The following is an 18399-nucleotide window of genomic DNA, read 5'->3' as shown; positions in this document are numbered from 1 at the left end:
ATTTTACGATGTCCACGTTTTTCGATTTCCTTGTATCCTTTAGTAAATAAATAACTTACCGTCACATTTATGCGTAAAAATAGGCTCAAGTTCGTACTTCCGCATTTCCACGAGTCCGTGTTTTCAACAGCTTACAAGGGTAACGCGGAAGTGATTTGGTACGAAATCGTTTCTGAGAGCTTCCTCAGCGCACCGATTCGTACCTCCTCGGAAATCAGACCGACTGCACACTGTGCAAAACTCTAGATTCTAGGGGATTGAACCACTTGTGTCACAGGTGGTATGTTGCTGGTAATGCCTAAAGCAGGAAACTACCTGCCGAGTGAGGACACCCAGAACTAATGTCCTCGTTGCGGCGGGTGCGTCCCCGCACTGCTGTGCAAGCACAGGTGATAGAGGGACGTTTCAACCATAACGAGTCGAAGCGATTGAGCAGCGACAAGGTTAGAGAATTACTGGGCGACGATTGCACACTTAGCAATGCCCAGTTGGAAAACATAACCGATGGCTCTATGGCCCTAGCTGATGTCGTCGTATTCGCACTCGTGGAGCAAAGAAGGCAGCGTAAGACCGCTGCTGTCGAGCAGCCAACGCCAATGCTAGAGGTATCCGCGCCAGTTTGGGCGATTGCCTAGCAGAGGTAGGTTGTAATCCAGAGAATCGGGGATGCGCCTCTGGGGCGTGTCCCCTTCTTGCACCGGAGAAATCTATGCCACGCACCGCAACACCGGAGAGAACACCGCTCACATGCGAATACGCATTGATATATACCCGCGTTTCTAGTGGACGACAAGTTGAGAACGCCAGTTTGGAGACACAAGAGCGTATCTGCACGGAGTTCTGTGAGCGCAACGGTTGGCGCGTGTTAAAGGTGTTTCGCGAAGAAGGCGAGAGCGCGAAGACGGCAGACCGAACGCAGTTGGCAGAGGCACTACGCTATTGTCGTGAAGCTAGACCGCGCCCTTCCTACTTCGTTGTCTATGACGTAAAGCGGTTCGCACGAAACGCAGAAGACCATTCGGGACTCAGGCGTATGCTTGGTGGCTGGGACATCAAACTCAGGTCGGCCACACAGGGCATTGGAGAGCGTCCAGAAGAGAGATTCCTAGAAACCATCCTCTCTGGCGAGTCCGAGTATGACAACGCCGTGAGGAAGGAACGTAGCGTCACAGGGATGGCAACGCGCCTACGTCAAGGCGCATGGACGTTCAAGGCACCGCTCGGATACCAGAACGTCAAAGTTCGTGGAGTAAAGACCATCGCGCTCGACCCAGACCGCGCTGCACTCATTCGTGAGGCGTTCGAGCGATATGCGACGGGAGCACATAAGCGACAAGCTGTACTTGAGTGGGTGAACGACCGGGGACTCAGGACGTGGAATGGAAAGCGTCTGAGCACGGAGACGTTCCGCAGGATGCTGTCGAATCCGCTTTATGCGGGTCGCATCGTTGTTCAGGGGACAAAAGGAGGCGCGGGAACTGACTGGCGTTTCGCTGAGAGAGGCACTTTCGATGCGATTGTTCCTGAAGATGTGTTCGACAAGGTACAACATCTTCTCGCAGGTAGGCGACCATCCATTGCGCCGCGCCAACGCGCCCATCCAGACTTTCCTCTTCGTCATTTCGTCCTTTGCGGCTCTTGTGGAAAGCCTCTGACGGGCAGCAATTCGACAAGTCGTACTGGCGAGAAGTATGCGTACTACAACTGCCAGAACAAGAAATGCGATTCGCGAGTGAGCGTCGCAAAGGAACGTCTGGAAGGTGACTTCGTTGCATATCTACAAAAACTCCGTCCCAATCCCAATTACGTCAAGGTATTCAGGGAGAGCGTTATCTGCACATACAAGGCAAAGTTCAACGATTCGCTTGTGCTGCGGGATAACCTTGAGCGTGAACTCAGGCAACGGCGTGAAGACAAGTGGAAGCTGAATGAAGCCTATGTTTACCGTGGTGCGCTCGGCGAAGATGACTATCGCCACATGAAGGAAGAACTTGAACAGGACATCTTGACTCTTGAAATGAAGGTCAATGACGCTCGGCAGGATGAACTGGAAATCGAAGAACTGCTGGATTTTGCCGAGAACCTGCTCATCAATGCCGCTGGGACTTGGAATCAAGGGAGCCTAGAACTTCGCCAACGGCTACAACAGGTTCTATTTCCTCAGGGCGTGAGTTATGCCGATGGTTCTTATCGAACCACCGCAACTAACCCTATGTTCAATGTTTTACAGGAAGAAACAGGCGAAGTAGAGGCGATGGTAGCGCTACCGGGAACAAGGGGGTATGTCTAGGCTATTGTGAACATTGAGCGATTCTCCTTTTATTCGCTTTTTGTTGCCCCACCTGTTGCCCCCACATCTGCCTATCCCTCCAGTGCGATTCAGCAACCTTCGCAATGCATATATACCTATGTTGCTGCTCAGGTAGCGCCCCCGTAATAGGTCAAGTTTCTTGACCTACTGCGGTGAGGTCCGCATCCCGTTTCGGTTGACTTGCGAGACGCATAGGCCATGTCGAAACATCAGAGGGGGAAGAAGTCGCGCACAGAGTGCTTGGGCAAACGCCAGCGTGGCCGCAGCCAGTTACAACGCACGAGAGCGCGCTGGCGCATGGAGTATCGCGCGAGCCTTGCCGTCCAAATAGTCGCTTATATCTTCGGTGGATGCAGAATATTTTCGGGCTGATCGACTCTTTCCCATGAGATGTCGGGAGGATATTCCCGATAGAAACAAGGAAGCATTCGTTCGTCGCCGAAGAGTGTCCATCCGCTTGGAGTGCGCTTGTCAGCCAGCCAGTAAACGCCTTCGCCGACACTCTCGATTCGTGGGTGAGGCTCTTTAACTTCGACCTCTAGGGCGCGCAACAGTCTCTCATGCGTGATGGAATCTTCACCCAACCAATGCAGCTCTTCCTCGATTACCTTCAGGCCTTGCGGGCTTTCTTTGCGTTCCAGACGTTCCAAAATTCATTCGATCAAAGGCGCATCGCTCCGCAAGGAAGAATGATCGCTGAATTCCGTGCGAGTGACTGCCGGAGATACGTATTTCTCGTACATCGGGCACAAGCAAACTTTGCATTCGCCGAAGTTACTCTTACCATTTGGGGGGCGCCGGTGATCTCGCCTCTCATGTTCGCAGACGCATTTAGGTTTAATCATCAATTCTGCCTTCAAAGAGTTGGGTTAACATCTGCTGCGTCAGCCGTACTACCAGCGATTTGGAGCTTCCGACGAGCCGACGCTACATCTCACGACCCTTTCCGCCTTTGCCGATTAGAAGACGCGCTCAAGTGTTGGACCTTGAATACCTCCGAACCGCTCACGTCGCGTGCATGCAGCAAGCACCTGATGTAAGTGCCTGCGTCTAGGAATCGTTGCGAAAAGGTTGTTCTCGATGATTCTTCTTTCGCGCGCGCTTGCGCGCCAGTGCCTGTTTTAGCGTGGCTCTTTCGCCCGGCTTCAAATAGTAGGAGTGACGCTTAACATCCTTGATGATGTCTTCCTGCTGCACCTTGCGCTTGAACCGGCGCAGAGCTTTGGACCACAGCGTATTCAAAGGCCCGATCGAGCCAAGCCGCTTCCATCGCATGCACATTCGTAACGTGCGTCATAACTACTCCTTTACGCGTCCGGCACTTCAGAAAGTGCGACAATCACAAAATGTGGCCGAATATCGCTACGCGGCAGGACGTACCTTGAAAATCTGCTTGAGTCTTTGTTCAAGCTCTAGAATACGCATTGAAATGCCCCGTCCTATGCTGTTGTCGACCTTGTGCGCGATCTGGTGAAGTCGATCAATTTCGACTTTGATGGCAGCTTTGTCAATATTCTGGTTCGGCACAAACCCCTCATTTCTCGCACGCTCCCACTCCGGGGGGCGTACTAGCCTGCGTCCTCTTTCCTGTTCCACAGATTGATCGCGGTCACGTGCGCTCAACCTTCGCTGTGGATTGCAGGTTCATCGTTGAACCTGGCTACTTGTGCAGTAGCGGAACTATCTCGTTCTCAAGCATCGTATTGAATTCGTTCAGTGTGTTTGGCCTGAGCGTAATAGAGACTTGACGAGCAAACCAAGGACCTCCGGAAGTGTCGCGTCGGAGAAGGCTAAGGTGAGATTCATTGCAGAGAGCCTGACTTAGCTCAGAAAGTCTGTTGGAGGGCTGGAAGAGATTCCTCAATTGCGAACCTACGCTTGGGGGCAAGGGATGTCAAACTCAGAGCAGAAGACAGTGCGACGCTTGTCAAAGGTGCCGAACCGGAATACGCACGCAGCAAAGGGCCTGCCTAGTAATCCAAGCGATACGGGTTGAACATCGGAAAGATACTCGAGAAACGTTGCACACACGAAAACATCGTGAGCACCGATATTGAGCCGGCTGGACACTCCAGTCGCAACTAATCGAAACAGCTCATCAAACTGGGTTGGGCGAATGCGTTCGAAAGACGATGTCGCCAACACTACTTCGGAGATTCCGCTTGCCGAGGCGGGTGGAACAATGTCTCCGTCCTATTGGAGCGCTAGTCGGCGCTGTTCCGTGTTTTGCATTTCCCGGCCTCGTTGAATGTGATAAGTGTGCGCTGTAAGCGCGAAGTACGGCACGCCGAGGAAATGCTTACTTTTTATTTCGGTCAGTTCGAGACAGTTCAACTCGAGCCTTCCGACCTTTTCCGCAACTCGCTTGACGGCTCTTCGGAGAGAGTTCTCTCCCCAGCCAAAAGCCACGCTTTTGACCTGTCCGACAACGAAGAAGAGGTGCAGTCCAACCGTGTCAAGCATATGGCTCAAGCCATAGCTATCGAGGTTTCCAACGGACCGCCAACCGAGCAAGTACGCGTTTACTCTTGCATTGAGTAACTTTGGCAACAGCAAATCTCCCCGGATCAGCATAGATCCTGCTTTGAGGCTCGAAGATTCGTCCATAAATGTAAGCTCCTCTCGGGCTAGCGAATCACGCGGCGACGTCCTGGTCTTTCGGCAGCGCGCCGTCCTGATTGAAGGCCACCGTCGTCCAGCGTTGTGCTTCTTTTCGTTCCTCTTCTGTCGGCGGAGAGACCTGAAGGAATCCAGGCCGATGAGGGAGCTTCGCGAATGCGTCTGCATGCTTGATTACAAACTCCAGGGTGCGCGCGAGGTCTGCGGAGTAGTAATCGTTGGCAAAGCGTATGCCAGTGGCATTGGACCAAAGCGGCCGCACCCAAAACTCACAGACTAGGTTCCAGTGGCCCCTGACCGTTGAGGACCAGATTTTCACGAAATCAAGAGATCCGTCATCGCCGGTCTCGTATTCGATATGAATCGCTCCTGAAGTTCGATCCGGCATCAAATCATCCCAGCTTTGGACCACAGCGTATTGCAAAGCGTGGTCGAGCTGGGCCTGCTCCATCGCATGCGGATTGGTAAGGATCGTCATGACGTACTCCTCTTATGCTGCAGCTCGCAGACCCCACGTCCCCTGTTGTGCGGACAAAGCGTAGAGAACCAGCTCCGCCCTCGTCTGGCACTTCAAAAAATGCAACAACCAGGAAATGCAGCCGCGTACTTTGACTTCTGGAATGTTCAACTTGCTTGCGATTTCGCGATCACTGAAGCCTTGGCTTAGCGAGTCATAGATTGGGCCGAGTATGCCCACCTTTTCCCAGTAACACCGCAAGGTTGGCCTCCCTTCATTTCGCCTTCACCCTCCCAGTCCGCGGGGCTCGCGAAGTTTTGTAGCGAGTAACGAGATCTGACAAGCAGTTGACGATACGTTCGCTCGCGTCGAACACCCTCTGCAGCAACCGCAAGGGCGCAAGTATAAATACCTCGTAGAGCAGAGTTCTGACTGGATGATCCATATCGTGAAGAGCCCTGCAGTTCACGAGCTCTGGCTCTCCTTTTCGGTTGCTTCACCTGAAGAGGTGCGTCCGGCGTTCGGACAGCCATCGTCGTCCATTCGAGAGCCCGCGTGTTTGTCCCGGAGTTCCTCTTCGCATTGCTCACCCAACCGTCCCTGTGCCTCTAAGGGGGTCGGCTCACGTTCGAAGTGCATGCTCTTTCGCCTCCATCGTTCGCCATGTGTGTAAATCGGCGTTGTGACCCAGCCTCTGAGCGTCATCTCAGACCTCCTCGAACTTGTGCCGGAATGTTGTGGTTCAACCGCCCATGCTTAACCGTAACTAGATTCGCCAAGAAGTTCTGAGCAATATCGCTCACAGCGGCCGCGGGCAGGGTGGCGTGACATTGATCGAGAGAGATCGAGGGGGCTAGTTCTTAGCCCTGTGCTGTTTCTTGCCGACAAAAATCAGGAAGAGCGCAGCAGCAGCCGTAACAACCAGAGACATGATCAGGAAGAGCGCTGGATAGGAGTGTTGCGCGATCAAAGCGAGCATCTGCCGTCCATAACGGGCGGCCAAGAACGCCAGGATCGCGTACCTGAGCATTCTGCCTACCGTCAGCGCGAACAGGAATCTGCTGAGCGGGTACTGCATGGTCCCGGCCGCGAGCAGAAATGGAAGCATGGGCGAAGGCGGCGGCAACAATGCGGGAACGGCGATGGCTCCGAAGCCCCAACGGCTGAAGATGTCATACGCCCTTTTCAATGTGTGCGGCGGAAACCGTCGCGCCAGCGTTTCATGTCCACCTTTTCTCGCGAGCCGATAGGTGACGAAGCCTCCTAGTACCGAACCAATCGTTGCCATTGAAGCGTAATAAAGCCACAACTGCTGCTTTTGAGCCGAGAGGAAAATTGTCAGAATGTCCATGCTTCCGGGAAGTGGGATCACGGAATTGTCGAGTAACCCGAGAGGAATAAAACCCAGTCCACCAAGGGAGTGTATCCAGTGTTTAATGCTCCGGGCCATTGTGGGTGCTACGAGTGCAACGAGATCGAGAGTCAGAATTTCTCTCACGCCAATGCCATTCTGCCTCAGGGGAACTCTCAATCAGTGGGAGAAGAGTTCAGATCCCAAAAGTCTGTGGTCTATTGTTGAGATGCGAGGGTTGCGTTCGTCGCCAGTGCACTCAGACGAAAGACCGCTAAAAGGGATCAGGTCGCGACGTGTGTGGCACTGGTCCAGATTGCTCATAACGGAGAACTGCAACAAGTGAGGTGCTGGACTCCCTGAAGAAAGTTACGCGCGAATCTTCAGCGGAGATTCAGGACGCACGTATTCACTTGCTGCCCTGTCCGCCGCTGCGTGTTCGTCTCCGCTTTTGGGTACTTGCAAATATGGCAGCGGTCGCCCCGCGAATAGCTGTCGGCACGGCTTGGCCAGCCAGCGTGCCCAACGAGCCGCCCCAGCCACACGCGCGCTGTCGCTCGCTATTCCGGTGTCGGCGTACATCTGACGATAGATTCTAGAAATCAAGAGGAACGCGAGGCGGCCTTTGAGCGAGCGCAGGAAGTAGGAACGCTTCCAAATGGAGCGCCAACTGTAGTAGGTGTCCCAAACCTCTTGCGTGCGTTTACGTATTTCCTCGGCTGACATGAGCGGATGTGGAGAGTAGAGCTTGGGCCGCATTGCGTGCGGAATGAGCCAACGCCTTGTAATTGGAACACCCGCGACCTCGGGGACATCGGTTCCGAAGGCTGCCTCCCAGCGATTGAAGTCCACTGTGCCGGGGAAGGGCGTCAACATCAGAAACTGAGCAAAGGTGAGATCCGCTCTCTGGGCAACGCCCACGGTGGCGTCAAATGTGCTCGGCCGATCGCTCGGTAGCCCAAAGATGAAGGAGCCAAGCACATGAACACCGTGACGGCGAAAGGTCTGAAGGCGCTCCACCAGATTTTCTCCTGCCAGATTGAAGTCCTTGTAGACGTCCTTCAAGCCTTCAGGAGTGACCGACTCGACTCCGACGAGCGCACCCTTGATGTGCGCCGCTTTCATTGCCTCCAGAAACTGCGGATCCTCGGCAGCCTCCATCGTGATCTGGGTGAAGAAGACCGTGTCCGGCGGCAGCTGCGCCAAATGCGACATGAGTTCAAATCGCTCTGCGCGGATGCGGTTGAGTTCGTGGAGCCGTACCGGGTTCTGGCGCGCCGCCATTTTTAAGTCAGAGAGGCTTACGGGATAGAAATTGTCATCTGCGAGTGCAATAAAGCGAAAGCCCAAGCGCCGCAACTCAACGACCTCTTTGATTACCACGTCGGAGGATCGTTGTCGCGGACGCTGGCCATCGGTTCGCCACACGGAACAGAAAGAGCAATGCTTGGGGCACCCCCGAATTGTTTGCACGGAAGCCCACATATACGACTTGCGCGGAATCAGATCCCAACGAGCCGGCACAAACGAGGATGCGTCGATTCGGCCGCCCTCATAAATGCGCTTGGGAGAGCCGTTCAAACACTCCTCCAGCACTTGTGACCAAACAACATCCCCGTCCCCTTTCACTACCGCGTGCGCACCGCCGAGTTCGTGCGCCTCCTCTGGATACAGGGTTGCGTGAATTCCGCCAAATATCACATAAGCACCACGCTCGCGTGCCATTTTGCCAACTTGATAGCCGCGTAGCGCATTTCCCGTATGTATGCTGATGCCGACAGCGTCGCCCTTTTGAATCTGCTGCGGGTCGATTTGCTCCAGCGTTTCGTCCACGAGTAGCGGATCCCCAAACGAATTCGGCGTGGCGGCGGCGATCACGTAAAGCCATCGAGGTGTAATGACGGCAGTTCCAAACGAGACGTCACTCGGATTAACCAGGTGAACCTTCATCAGGTGAGTCCTAGCCGGCCCAAACGCGCCTTGCACGCTGCCGGCATGCATCAGTGAGAATCAAGGTGTGTGCGAACGGAAGCTGGGCTCGGAGCAGTATCTGCTTTGGAGCTCTTCACCTTTCCTGGGTTTTCTTCTGCTGTTATGTCGTGCTTTGGAGATTTAACGGCGAGAGAGAAATCGACGATGTATCGGACGGGGGTTGCGCAAAAGAGGCAGGGCGTTTCCTGAACTTCCTGAATGTTATTGCGCGATACTCTCAATGGAAATGATCGAAGACAATCTGTACAGGTCAAAACTGTGTATGGGACTCCCTTGGAGTCCTTACCGTTGCGCGGTATCCACACAGGTGCTGACTGGCGTTGATGGTTCACCGCGCTCGTGGTTCTGGTCTCGATCAATTCGGCGACAATCTTCAACAGCTCTGCCGGACGATGCTGTCCCTTGGCGTAGAAAGCGTCGGCGATAACTCCTCCTGGGACTTGATCGCCCTTCTCGTAAGCTCCACTGCTGGCGACCACCGTAACTTCAGGAAAGCGGCGACGCACAACAGAGAGGAACTCAAATCCCGACATCTGGGGCATGTTCAGGTCCGAAATTATGACATCTGGGGTAGCGCTCCTGAGTCGCAGAAGAGCGTCAAAGCCGTGTTCAGCTGTACTGACTTCGTATCCTGAATCGGTGAGCAACACTGCGAACGCCTCGCGAACGCTCGGCTCGTCGTCGACCACAAGGATGCGGTGTTTGGAGGTGTTGGTCATGGACGGCCCGCCTTCTACCACGAAGCTTCTGTCAGTGCATACCATCGCATTCCCGGGAAGTTCATAACTGTTCACTTTTGCTCACTTCAGGGCAGAATTTATTGATTACAGCCACTCGATGTTCGTGTCTGGCGGGCAAATCACGTTTGGTCAATCTTGACCAGTTTTCAGCGCGCTGAAGTCAGACAATGAAGTCAGACAATATTGGCGCTGATCAGACTCCCGGTTGAGCGCTCCTATGAATCAGGATCATCCATGGTGAGCGTGACATTCGTCGTGTTGACTCTCGGCATCTGGGTGGCAGTTGTCCGGGTTCTCGTTTGCGAGGACAAGTCCGCTAAGCTCTTTTGGATCTGGATCCCCATAGTTGTTGCGATCGCTGGTTTGTTCAGTTCGGTCTTGCCTCTCGCCATATCTCTGGAAACAGATTTGGTCACAAATGGAGTTCTCCTGACGTTGTTCATCGTCGCGTTGGAATCGTTCACTCCCAAGCATCGGCATGCTGACGCTGTTGCAAAATATCGAGCCCGCTGAAGACGACGTTATGCACCTGCGTGGAATCTATCGTCGTGTGGGGACCTCAGACCTTCGACAGGAATCTCTCATTGCTTTGTTGACCCTCGCGTTGTCGCTCTGCGCGGGACCGCTGCAGTCCGCTCAGGCTCAAGAACCGAACAGTTGCGCCACGATTCCCGAGGCTTCACTCAGAGCAGAACAAGTGATTCAAAACCTGACGGATATGAATCGTCGGCGAGCCCAAGCGCTTCGCTCGTATCAAGGAACCCGAATCTACCGGGTTCAATACCACGGGTTCCCAGGAACTCGTAACGCCGAAATGATTGTGAGCGCAAGGTACGTATCACCCGCGACGAAGGAATTCACCGTTGAGTCGTCGACAGGCGCGAAGGTGATTATCGACAAGGTATTCAAGAAGCTGTTGGAAGCAGAAAAGGAGGCGATGGACCCGGATGTGCAGCGGCGCTCAGCACTCAGCACCGACAACTATCTCTTTGCGCTGATCGGATGCGAAACCGGACCAACCGGTCTGATGTACGTTCTTAGCGTAGCGCCCCGGACAAAGGACAAGTTTCTCTACCGCGGTCGTATATGGGTCGACGCGGAGGATTTCGCCGTAGTGCGACTGCAGGCCGAGCCTGCAAAGAACCCATCTTTCTGGACCACGAAGACAGAAATCCTGCAGGAGTACACCAAGGTGAGCGACTTCTGGCTTCCTGCCCACAACCGTAGCGTCACGACGATTCGACTTGGTGGGCGCGCGGAATTGAGCATCGACTACGAGGACTATGTGACTACAGGCACCGCGGGCACTCAGCCTATCGAGGCTACGATCGGCTCCACAAGTCAAAGAATTCATCCGCGGCACTAAGCGAAACAGTCTTGCGATTGGACTTGAGAGAAAGGATGTTCAGGCTATGGCAGACACAGGTGAAAACCGGCAGATCGTCGGACGTGTAAACGCGAAAGAGGCAGAGACGCTCCGGGCATCGAAAAAGATGATTTCCGATGAGCAGTCCGTGGCAAAGGCCCGCGACGCAGCTTTCGACGGTACTCAAAAGGGTTCTCGGCGTCCGAAGAAACGCAACAAACCACAGGGCCGCCCCGACCTCAAGTCACCCATGATGTGATCGCGGTGAACAGTATTTCCGCTGAGAGATCCTGACCGACTGGCCTTTTCCTAGTCGTGGAGAACGACGCTAACGAGCGAACTGTGGACGTGCATGCCACCGCCGTCGTAATCGATGAAGCCCATATCGCGGAACCGATTCATGAAGAAGCTGACCCGCGATCGGGTCGTTCCGATCATCTCGGCCAGTGTTTCCTGGCTGATCTTCGCGACAACGGGTATGGGCTGGGATTCCTGGCCGAAGTTGGCCAGCAGCAGAAGAAGCCGCGCAAGGCGCTTCTCGCTGGAGTTGAAGAGGTGATCTACCAAATCCGCTTCCATGCGAATGTTCCGGGAAAGCAGGTGGGCGAGAAAGCGCTCCGCAAATTCCGGTTCCTGGTGCAGCATCTTCAACATCACCGCCTTCTCCACTCGAATGATGTTGCTCCGCTGAACTGTGCTGGCGCTTGACATGCGAACCTTTTGGCCGGCCAAGCAGCCTTCGCCAAAGAAGCTGCCTTCCAGCAGGATGGCGACAACGGCTTCTTTGCCCCGTTTAGACACAACCGTCAGCTTGACCTTGCCGCTCTGGATGTAGAACACCGCATCCGCAGCGTCTCCCTGCGAGAAGACGAATTCACCGACGTGGTATTCACGAGTTGTCTTTCCAGACGTGAGCTGTGTCAGAAACAGCCGTGGTTCGAATGGGATGGTACCTGAGAGTGAATCAGACGCACCCACGCTTGCAGCACTCAATGGCGCTTGATCGGCGAGCACTGCGCACTGTCGGGCGCGCGTCTTGTTTGAATTCTTGCGAGTGCTACTGACTGTTGCGAGCGGCTGTTTGACGGCCATTGGAAGCTCCTAGCAAACTTCAAGCCGTTAGATGCAGCGCGGAGTATAGCTCATCCCGGCGAGGGTACTTGAGCATTGTTGCTCAAAAGGTTCCTTGCCCTTTGGAGAGGGTAAACATTAACCGGCAAGCATGAAGGTAGTTCCTGAAGTCTTAAACCAGAAGTCTTAAACCATTAGATGCATTGGAATGATGATCAATCCTGTTCCTTTAATTCGTTGTGAGCCACTCTGCTGCGCCGGCGGCCGTGCGCTGGCCACTGAGCACAATAGCTCAGACGGTCGCGCTCCCCCTTAGCTAACCTCAGAAGTACCTCGCACGCGCAACGCGATCAGCGCAAGGATGTGGCGCAGGTAGAAGAGGGTGGAACTGTGAAGAAATTTATGTTGGTAATTGCGTTGCTCGGGATGACTAGCTTCAGTTGGGCGCAGTCAAATCGTGAGTCATCGACCGAACGCCTTCAAAAGGCAGGCGAAGTGATGCAAGCGATCATGGCAGCGCCGGATAACGGCATTCCAGAAGAAGTTCTTGATCACGCAAAGTGCGTAGCCGTTGTGCCGAACATGATCAAAGGTGGCTTTGTATTCGGGGGCGCGCACGGCAGAGGTGTTGCAACTTGTCGAACGGCCGAGGGCTGGAGTGCACCAGCATTTTTCACCGTCGCAGGCGGCAGCTGGGGAGCGCAGATCGGTGTCCAAGGCGTGGATCTCGTGATGATCATCCAGAACGAAAAGGGCATGCAGAAACTGCTGGCGAGCAAGTTCCAGGTTGGAGCAGATGCATCGGCGGCGGCAGGACCCGTTGGACGTCACGCTTCAGCCAATACGAATTGGAAGATGGAGACAGAGATCCTGACCTACTCGCGAGCCAGGGGTGCCTTTGCCGGGATCACGGTTAACGGAGCCTCCGTTCGCCGGGACGATGATTCCATGAAGACCTTCTACGGCCCTCGTGTCACCACCAACGCCGTGCTTCTGGGGAAAGTGAAAGCGCCGGCCGCGGCCAATTCGTTCCTGGCAGCAGTGAAAACCGCAAAAGGCCAGGCTGTAGCCGCAGACAAGTAGTCGTTGCCGAGACGAGTGCACCCGAGAAGGGCTTCAACACTCGGGTGCACACGAATAGGAGTGGACACGATCTGGGATAGAAAGAGAAGTGCTTTGGACAAGTTCTGTGTTTCTTGGGATCTTGTGGCTGTTTGGGTTCAGCTTCCACATAGGCGGAGGTTTTATCCATCATGGCATTCGGCGCTATTGACCTTCAACCTGGTGGGGTCTGGCCAGCGGGCATGGCAAACCGTTTGAAGGCCTTCATCTCGTATCCACAGTTCGGGCGTAGCGTACGTTCACTCTTGCTGGATTAGCTTCCCAATTACAACCTTCCAACCTGTGTGCATCTGAGGGACGTTCCATGACAGCAACAAAGTCGTTATTGGAAACCGAAGCCATCGCGCAGGCCAAGCTAGGCGATGAAGTGTGTTTCAAACTTCTGTACGGTATTCACAAGAGGCGTGTCTACTCGCTCTGCCTTCGCCTGGTCCGTGATGTAGAGATGGCTGAAGACCTCACACAGGAAGCTTTCCTCCAACTCCACCGCAAAATAGCAACTTTTCGTGGCGATTCGGCGTTTTCAACATGGCTGCACCGCCTCACTACCAACATCGTCCTAATGCACATGCGCAAGAGGCGACCTCAAGAGATTTCCCTCGATGAGGCGCTGGAGGTGAATGAGGAGGAGCTCCCCAAAAGAGAGCACGGAACGAAAGACAACAACCTCCAAGGCTCCATCGACCGAATTGTTTCGGATCGGGCCATTGATATTCTCCCTCCCGGGATCGCATGATCTTCGTGCTGCATGACGTCGAGGGATATGAGCACAATGAAATTGCCGAGATGCTTGGTTGTTCTATCGGCAACAGCAAATCGCAACTTCACAAAGCGCGGCTGAAATTGCGTGATGTGCTTTACTTCTCTCGCGCTGAACACGCGCGAAACAAGGCGATGCAGATGAATAACCAGCGAGATATGGCTCAATTGGCCGGAGGAGACGCATTTACTGCCGTCGACGCCGCCTAAGACCAACCGTTGACTGAGCGCGTCTGTGCGTCTCGTAGTTGCGGGTTTCACGATGCGGCCATTGGTTCAGCTTAGGCTAACCGATGATCGCGACTTGCGAGCAAACTGTCGAGCGGGAAGGTGAATCAACAAAACGAAGAAGCAGAGGAGGGCGCTTTGTTCCGGTATTCAGTGCTCAAACGGGCATGGTTGGCAGTCCTCATCGTTGCCTCTCGTCGAGTGCTATCGGGCAAAGTCGGCGGTCAGAAAGCTCCTGATCTGAGAGTGATCGTGCAACGTAATGCTGAGGTTCTTGAACCACCACGAAGGCTTCTTGGTCGGGGTGCCTTCTATTCGCTGGGGTCAGAGGAGTTGTAGTGAGATAGTCTCGCCAGCTAGAGAAGAGGGAAGCGTAGGGAAGAGCGGCTAGGTTTCTGCTGACAAATCTACCGCTCGTAATCTGCGACGAAACGGCGCGAAGTTCTCTCCATGGGCAGGCAGAAAAACCGAAAAGCAGGTTCCCGAACGGCCCGGGCGTCGAGTGCTCCAGACGCGTATCGAGCCGTGTAAGCGGTTGACGATACTCATGCTCAGCCACAGCCCCAGCCCAGATCCCTTCTCTCCTTTCGTTGTGAAGAACGGCTCGAAGATTCTCGCTTTAAGTTGTGGATCAATGCCAGTCCCACTATCGGCAACCGCAAGACAATAACCACATTCATGACGAGCTTCGCAAAGCCAGGGAGGTGCAGGATACAGGTGGAAGCTGATCTGCCCGCCTCTGGGTGTAGCGGCGAGCGCGTTGAGCAAAAGGTTCGTAATGACCTGTGTGATTTCGCCTCGAGAGCCCGAGATCAGTCCCTCTGCCTCGATGCACCGGTTCACAACCACGCCTCGCTCGTCGGCCTGACTTCTATAGAAATCCGCTATTTCGTTGAGCAGTTCTCCCAAGCTGAATTTGGTCGGCTTACTGTGGTCGCGATTGAATTTAAGCATTTGGGTCGCAATGCGACTCAGTCCCCTCAACTGCTGGTCGAGAGTGGCAAGGTAAGCTTGTGCTTCAGGACTGGTTTGCAGTGGGGAGAGTAGAAAAGTGAGGTTTGTAATCGCTGCCAAGGGATTGTTGATCTCATGAGCCATTGTGTGAGCGAGTCTCGCCGTCGCAGCCAGCTTTTCGCTCTCTAGCAGCGCCTTTTCCATCTTCTTGCGCTCCGCGATTTCCATCTGGAGTCGGGCGCTCAGCCTCTCCGCCTCTTCCGTGAGCTCATGCTGCCGCAGCCCTGATTGCAGCAACTGCTGATTCATCGCGGTTGCCTGCTGGTGAAAACGCGTGGTCTCTGTCACCTGGAACACGACCCCCATCACCTGACGCGCATCCGGGCCGAGAATCGGCCAAAGTACATAAGACCAATACAATGAGTGAGCGCCAGAGTTTTCCTGTCCGGTATAAATTTCGGCTTCTCCCGTCAGATAGACTCGGTCCAAGAAAGGCAAGCACGCGTCTTCTGGCATCACCTCGGCGAAGGGTACCCCGATGACCTGGTCTTTGGATTTGTTTGTCATTCGAAGGAAGGCGCCGTTAACGTAGCGCACCACGCGGCTGGGCCCCACCAGGAGGGTGATCGGTAGGGGCGAACCCTCGAAGATTGAATGTCCCAGGCCGGGCAGATAAGGTGCCGGATCAGGACCTTTGGGGCTGCGTCCGGAATTCGCGGTCTTGTAGTCAGCTTTTGTTCTTGGCTTTGGGTTCACGGGACACCTCTCCCCTCTGACCAAGCCGATATATGCGCTCAGGGATCCCCGTTATAAGACGTTGATAATCTGTGAGGCGTTCGCCGATGATTACTCCCTTAGAGGTAATTTCATATTCGCGAATGTCTCTGCTGTGATTGCCCCCGCGCATCTTAACGATGACCATGATCTTGCGTAATTGGCCGTCGATGGATACATACCGAAGCCGAATAATGTCATCGGTGAGAAAAGAGATCGAGTAGGTGCTGAAGGGGAACTCGGTAAAGGACTCATCCACCTCGACCGTGCTTAGGATCGTTACGCCGATTCCGGTCAGAGCGAAGATCATCCGGTAGAGCGATTCACGGAAATCCTCGCGGAAGCCCGGCGAAAGCGCCATCTCAAAGCCCGCCAGCGAATCGATTACCAAACGCTTGGCGCCAATCTTCCGAACCGCGTCGAGAATCGAGTGCATGGTCTCATCCACCGAGAGATCCAGAGGACGGAGATAGAGGATCACGAGTTTCCCATCGTGCTGCGGTGTTTCCAAGTCCAAACCAAAACTGCCCGCCCGGTCTGCATACGCTTGCGGTCGTTCTTCAAAGACGGCCACAATGCCCGGTTCACCCTGGCGTAGGCCTTCGGCAATGAATTGAGTTGCTAATACCGACTTTCCAGTTCCCGAAGCACCGGTCACGAGGACACTATCGCCTTCGGGAATGCCGCCACCCAGCATCTTGTCCAACTCAGGAATGCCGAGGGAAAGGCGCCGCTTGCCGGGTGGGTTTCTCTGGTGTCCAGTCAGTCCAAAAGTACGCGAGAAGGCTTGCAGCCCGGCTTCGGTAATCCGGAACGTATGCAAGCCGGGAACGGAGGCCTGTCCGCGCAGCTTTATAATCTGCAATTTCCGTACAACGGAATTTCTCTCCGCCGATTGACTCAACCAAAATAGGCCGTCCGCGACGGTGAACACAGGATTATCGCGCAGCTCATCCTCGGCGTATTCGCCGACCAGAAATGTTGTAGCCTGCCAACTGGCCAAGAACAGGGCTAAGCGCTGAATGAAGGCTTGTAATTCCATTTCGCGCTCGCTGCCCTGCGGCTTCCGCAACATCGTACGAAACGAGTCCACGATCACAAAGGCGGGGCTGGACTTCTCAACCTCTTTGGTGATCTCTTCGAAAACCGCGTCCAGGCCCTTCTCCAATACGACCTGGCTCAGGTTGATAAAACGGACGGAACTGGCCAACTTCGTCTGATCAAAGAATGTGTACTGCTGCTGGTATCGCAGCATCTTTATAGCGGGCTCGCCGAGGACAGTGAAATAGATCGCAGGACGCTCCGGGGTGGCATTAGCGAAAACAAATTGGTGCGCCAGCGTGGTCTTGCCGCCTCCCGGAGCGCCCGCGATGATATTGAAAGAGAACTCGGGGAAACCACCCCCGACGATTTCATCGAGCCCCGGAACTCCGGTCGGTAGTTTCCGTATTGTGACTTTATCTTCTGGGTTCATCTTTTCTCTCGTTCCTCGAATCGGGACCGTTCAAGGCTGCATCCGGCCAAGCATCCTGCACCAACCGCAAAGTTAACGCTCCGCCGATGAAGGTAAAAAGGAGCCCGAGTAAATGGGCAATGAGAATGGTGCCGCCGTCGCCGTTCTGGCCTTGCTTGACTTGCGGCGTAACCTCGGCGAGCCCCTGCAAGGATCCGTCCGGCATTATTTGCGCAGAGCTAAGATCGGGAGCTTCCGCTTTGGCCAGCGCCAGCGCACGAGACGCGAGCGCCCAAAAACCGGCTACTCCGGCGAGTGCAGATAGGGGCCGGCGCAGCTTGTCATAGACGCGAACAGCCACCGGCTCCACTGCCGCGGAGGCGTTGCCGACGGCCGCCTCGTAGGCAAGAAGCCGCTGGGCCAAATCTCGCGTTTCTGGAGAAATCATCATTTCGCTTGCGTGCAAAGGGGAACCCGGACGGCGTGAGTCTCGATGCTACTCGTTTTCTTTCAACTACGTGTCAAGATTTCTGCAGATGCTCACATCTTATATTGTTGTCCCGTTGTGTCCTTCGACGTTCCGCTAGATTTGCTTCTGATGCGAATAAATACGTCCAGCAGGGTAGCCGTGTCACGGATGTTCCCCGAAATCGTCATTAATGCGTCTTCCACAACGGGATATTGGTCCGCCAGAAACACAAGGCGGTCGCTGACATTCTTGAGCTGTTGAACTTCTTGCTGAATGATCTCAAAAGCGATGGGAGCTTCTGCTTCAGTCGTGACCTTGACGTCAGTGAATGCATCGTGCACCAGTTGCAACGTTAATGCTGCGCCAAGGAAGGTAGTAAACAGCCCAAGTAACTGCGCGATGAGAATGACTGCTCCCTCGTCATCGCGATCATCTTGCGGTTCGATCACGCGCGAGTCTTGCAAGTATCCATCGTTCGTGATCTGCACTGAGCTAAGGCTGGGAGCTTCAGCACGGGCCAGTTTCAGAGCACGAGAAAGAAGCGACCGATAACCCTCAACTCCCGCGAATGCGCATACTGGCGGGCGCAACTTTTCACAGACGCGAACGGCCGCAGACGACATTGGCTTGGAGGCGCTGCCCGCGACAGCTTCGGAAGCAAGAAGCCGCCGGGCCAAATCTCGAGTTTGTGACGACAGCATCATTCGTCGGCTTGCAAATGGTCCAGCGAACC

21 protein-coding genes are annotated in these 18399 nt (G+C 54.5%); 8 read left to right on the top strand and 13 right to left on the bottom strand.

All coding sequences use genetic code 11. The annotated features are described in order from the left end of the window. Positions 1-341 precede the first annotated feature (341 nt). Both AC6IZD_RS12855 and AC6IZD_RS12850 read left to right on the top strand, forming a co-directional pair. Positions 342-635, top strand: a complete 294-nt coding sequence (locus tag AC6IZD_RS12855) for a hypothetical protein (RefSeq protein ID WP_497783714.1) — start codon at positions 342-344, stop codon at positions 633-635. Positions 636-709: 74 nt separating this feature from the next. Then, positions 710-2290, top strand: a complete 1581-nt coding sequence (locus AC6IZD_RS12850) for a recombinase family protein (RefSeq protein WP_497783713.1) — start codon at positions 710-712, stop codon at positions 2288-2290. A 356-nt stretch (positions 2291-2646) separates the two neighbouring features. Here AC6IZD_RS12850 and AC6IZD_RS12845 read toward each other — a convergent pair whose 3' ends face one another. From AC6IZD_RS12845 to AC6IZD_RS12810, 8 genes are all read right to left on the bottom strand, one after another. Beyond that, on the bottom strand, positions 2647-2961 hold the full coding sequence (locus tag AC6IZD_RS12845; protein ID WP_497783712.1) for a hypothetical protein: 315 nt from the start codon (positions 2959-2961) through the stop codon (positions 2647-2649). 400 nt (positions 2962-3361) lie between these two features. After that, the gene (gene rpsU / locus AC6IZD_RS12840) at positions 3362-3586 is read right to left on the bottom strand and encodes a 30S ribosomal protein S21 (RefSeq protein ID WP_497783711.1); all 225 of its coding nucleotides are present in this window, start codon (positions 3584-3586) and stop codon (positions 3362-3364) included. Between the two features lie 87 nt (positions 3587-3673). Beyond that, complete coding sequence (locus AC6IZD_RS12835) at positions 3674-3838, bottom strand: hypothetical protein (protein WP_497783710.1); 165 nt, start codon at positions 3836-3838, stop codon at positions 3674-3676. A gap of 666 nt (positions 3839-4504) precedes the next feature. After that, positions 4505-4918: a hypothetical protein gene (locus tag AC6IZD_RS12830; RefSeq protein WP_497783709.1), complete on the bottom strand. Its 414-nt coding sequence runs from the start codon at positions 4916-4918 to the stop codon at positions 4505-4507. A 28-nt stretch (positions 4919-4946) separates the two neighbouring features. Further along, positions 4947-5408, bottom strand: coding sequence for a hypothetical protein (locus AC6IZD_RS12825; RefSeq protein WP_497783708.1), 462 nt, complete (start codon positions 5406-5408; stop codon positions 4947-4949). An 832-nt stretch (positions 5409-6240) separates the two neighbouring features. Further along, positions 6241-6738: a YqaA family protein gene (locus AC6IZD_RS12820; RefSeq protein ID WP_497783707.1), complete on the bottom strand. Its 498-nt coding sequence runs from the start codon at positions 6736-6738 to the stop codon at positions 6241-6243. A 369-nt stretch (positions 6739-7107) separates the two neighbouring features. Further along, positions 7108-8739 (bottom strand): B12-binding domain-containing radical SAM protein, encoded by a 1632-nt coding sequence (locus tag AC6IZD_RS12815; protein ID WP_497783706.1) that lies wholly within the window; start codon positions 8737-8739, stop codon positions 7108-7110. Continuing rightward, entirely contained in the window at positions 8739-9449 is a 711-nt protein-coding gene (locus tag AC6IZD_RS12810; protein WP_497783705.1) for a response regulator, read from the bottom strand. The genes AC6IZD_RS12815 and AC6IZD_RS12810 overlap by 1 nt, the downstream gene beginning before the upstream one ends. 204 nt (positions 9450-9653) lie before the next feature. Here AC6IZD_RS12810 and AC6IZD_RS12805 point away from each other — a divergent pair, with 204 nt between their 5' ends. From AC6IZD_RS12805 to AC6IZD_RS12795, 3 genes are read left to right on the top strand one after another with little or no spacing between them, the layout of a single operon-like run. Next, the gene (locus AC6IZD_RS12805; RefSeq protein WP_497783704.1) at positions 9654-9983 is read left to right on the top strand and encodes a hypothetical protein; all 330 of its coding nucleotides are present in this window, start codon (positions 9654-9656) and stop codon (positions 9981-9983) included. Next, the gene (locus AC6IZD_RS12800) at positions 9949-10836 is read left to right on the top strand and encodes a hypothetical protein (protein ID WP_497783703.1); all 888 of its coding nucleotides are present in this window, start codon (positions 9949-9951) and stop codon (positions 10834-10836) included. Before AC6IZD_RS12805 ends, AC6IZD_RS12800 begins: the two co-directional genes overlap by 35 nt. 46 nt (positions 10837-10882) lie before the next feature. Continuing rightward, positions 10883-11095 (top strand): hypothetical protein, encoded by a 213-nt coding sequence (locus AC6IZD_RS12795; RefSeq protein ID WP_497783702.1) that lies wholly within the window; start codon positions 10883-10885, stop codon positions 11093-11095. A gap of 50 nt (positions 11096-11145) precedes the next feature. On the opposite strand, the gene AC6IZD_RS12790 is transcribed toward AC6IZD_RS12795, so the two are convergent. Further along, positions 11146-11928 (bottom strand): Crp/Fnr family transcriptional regulator, encoded by a 783-nt coding sequence (locus AC6IZD_RS12790; RefSeq protein WP_497783701.1) that lies wholly within the window; start codon positions 11926-11928, stop codon positions 11146-11148. A gap of 381 nt (positions 11929-12309) precedes the next feature. Between AC6IZD_RS12790 and AC6IZD_RS12785 the strand changes: the two genes are divergently transcribed. The 3 genes from AC6IZD_RS12785 to AC6IZD_RS12775 all read left to right on the top strand — a co-directional run bounded on the left by AC6IZD_RS12785 (position 12310) and on the right by AC6IZD_RS12775 (position 13998). Further along, positions 12310-12990 (top strand): lipid-binding SYLF domain-containing protein, encoded by a 681-nt coding sequence (locus AC6IZD_RS12785; RefSeq protein ID WP_497783700.1) that lies wholly within the window; start codon positions 12310-12312, stop codon positions 12988-12990. Between the two features lie 343 nt (positions 12991-13333). Then, positions 13334-13765, top strand: a complete 432-nt coding sequence (locus tag AC6IZD_RS12780; RefSeq protein ID WP_497783699.1) for an RNA polymerase sigma factor — start codon at positions 13334-13336, stop codon at positions 13763-13765. After that, complete coding sequence (locus AC6IZD_RS12775) at positions 13762-13998, top strand: RNA polymerase sigma factor (RefSeq protein WP_497783698.1); 237 nt, start codon at positions 13762-13764, stop codon at positions 13996-13998. The genes AC6IZD_RS12780 and AC6IZD_RS12775 overlap by 4 nt, the downstream gene beginning before the upstream one ends. Positions 13999-14403: 405 nt before the next feature. Here AC6IZD_RS12775 and AC6IZD_RS12770 read toward each other — a convergent pair whose 3' ends face one another. The 4 genes from AC6IZD_RS12770 to AC6IZD_RS12755 form a co-directional block, all read right to left on the bottom strand. Next, positions 14404-15726 (bottom strand): two-component system sensor histidine kinase NtrB, encoded by a 1323-nt coding sequence (locus AC6IZD_RS12770; protein WP_497783697.1) that lies wholly within the window; start codon positions 15724-15726, stop codon positions 14404-14406. Then, positions 15698-17218, bottom strand: coding sequence for an ATPase domain-containing protein (locus AC6IZD_RS12765; protein ID WP_497783696.1), 1521 nt, complete (start codon positions 17216-17218; stop codon positions 15698-15700). The genes AC6IZD_RS12770 and AC6IZD_RS12765 overlap by 29 nt, the downstream gene beginning before the upstream one ends. Then, positions 17202-17648, bottom strand: a complete 447-nt coding sequence (locus AC6IZD_RS12760; RefSeq protein WP_497783695.1) for a hypothetical protein — start codon at positions 17646-17648, stop codon at positions 17202-17204. The genes AC6IZD_RS12765 and AC6IZD_RS12760 overlap by 17 nt, the downstream gene beginning before the upstream one ends. Before the next feature lie 89 nt (positions 17649-17737). Further along, the gene (locus tag AC6IZD_RS12755) at positions 17738-18370 is read right to left on the bottom strand and encodes a hypothetical protein (RefSeq protein ID WP_497783694.1); all 633 of its coding nucleotides are present in this window, start codon (positions 18368-18370) and stop codon (positions 17738-17740) included. Between the last annotated feature and the right edge of the window lie 29 nt (positions 18371-18399).

The organism is Koromonas humicola, assembly GCF_059726255.1.
This window is presented reverse-complemented; position numbering and strand designations above follow the sequence as displayed.

What these genes read in the sequence shown, in the direction of transcription:
- AC6IZD_RS12780 (WP_497783699.1), top strand. Translation starts at nt 13,334, where the DNA reads ATGACAGCAACAAAGTCGTTATTGGAAACCGAAGCCATCGCGCAGGCC.
- AC6IZD_RS12855 (WP_497783714.1), top strand. Translation starts at nt 342, where the DNA reads ATGTCCTCGTTGCGGCGGGTGCGTCCCCGCACTGCTGTGCAAGCACAG.
- AC6IZD_RS12765 (WP_497783696.1), bottom strand. Translation starts at nt 17,218, where the DNA reads ATGAACCCAGAAGATAAAGTCACAATACGGAAACTACCGACCGGAGTT.
- AC6IZD_RS12755 (WP_497783694.1), bottom strand. Translation starts at nt 18,370, where the DNA reads ATGATGCTGTCGTCACAAACTCGAGATTTGGCCCGGCGGCTTCTTGCT.
- AC6IZD_RS12830 (WP_497783709.1), bottom strand. Translation starts at nt 4,918, where the DNA reads ATGGACGAATCTTCGAGCCTCAAAGCAGGATCTATGCTGATCCGGGGA.
- AC6IZD_RS12785 (WP_497783700.1), top strand. Translation starts at nt 12,310, where the DNA reads ATGTTGGTAATTGCGTTGCTCGGGATGACTAGCTTCAGTTGGGCGCAG.
- AC6IZD_RS12820 (WP_497783707.1), bottom strand. Translation starts at nt 6,738, where the DNA reads ATGGACATTCTGACAATTTTCCTCTCGGCTCAAAAGCAGCAGTTGTGG.
- AC6IZD_RS12850 (WP_497783713.1), top strand. Translation starts at nt 710, where the DNA reads ATGCCACGCACCGCAACACCGGAGAGAACACCGCTCACATGCGAATAC.
- AC6IZD_RS12825 (WP_497783708.1), bottom strand. Translation starts at nt 5,408, where the DNA reads ATGACGATCCTTACCAATCCGCATGCGATGGAGCAGGCCCAGCTCGAC.
- AC6IZD_RS12810 (WP_497783705.1), bottom strand. Translation starts at nt 9,449, where the DNA reads ATGACCAACACCTCCAAACACCGCATCCTTGTGGTCGACGACGAGCCG.
- AC6IZD_RS12775 (WP_497783698.1), top strand. Translation starts at nt 13,762, where the DNA reads ATGATCTTCGTGCTGCATGACGTCGAGGGATATGAGCACAATGAAATT.
- AC6IZD_RS12790 (WP_497783701.1), bottom strand. Translation starts at nt 11,928, where the DNA reads ATGGCCGTCAAACAGCCGCTCGCAACAGTCAGTAGCACTCGCAAGAAT.
- AC6IZD_RS12760 (WP_497783695.1), bottom strand. Translation starts at nt 17,648, where the DNA reads ATGATGATTTCTCCAGAAACGCGAGATTTGGCCCAGCGGCTTCTTGCC.
- AC6IZD_RS12815 (WP_497783706.1), bottom strand. Translation starts at nt 8,739, where the DNA reads ATGCATGCCGGCAGCGTGCAAGGCGCGTTTGGGCCGGCTAGGACTCAC.
- AC6IZD_RS12800 (WP_497783703.1), top strand. Translation starts at nt 9,949, where the DNA reads ATGCTGACGCTGTTGCAAAATATCGAGCCCGCTGAAGACGACGTTATG.
- AC6IZD_RS12795 (WP_497783702.1), top strand. Translation starts at nt 10,883, where the DNA reads ATGGCAGACACAGGTGAAAACCGGCAGATCGTCGGACGTGTAAACGCG.
- rpsU (WP_497783711.1), bottom strand. Translation starts at nt 3,586, where the DNA reads ATGCGATGGAAGCGGCTTGGCTCGATCGGGCCTTTGAATACGCTGTGG.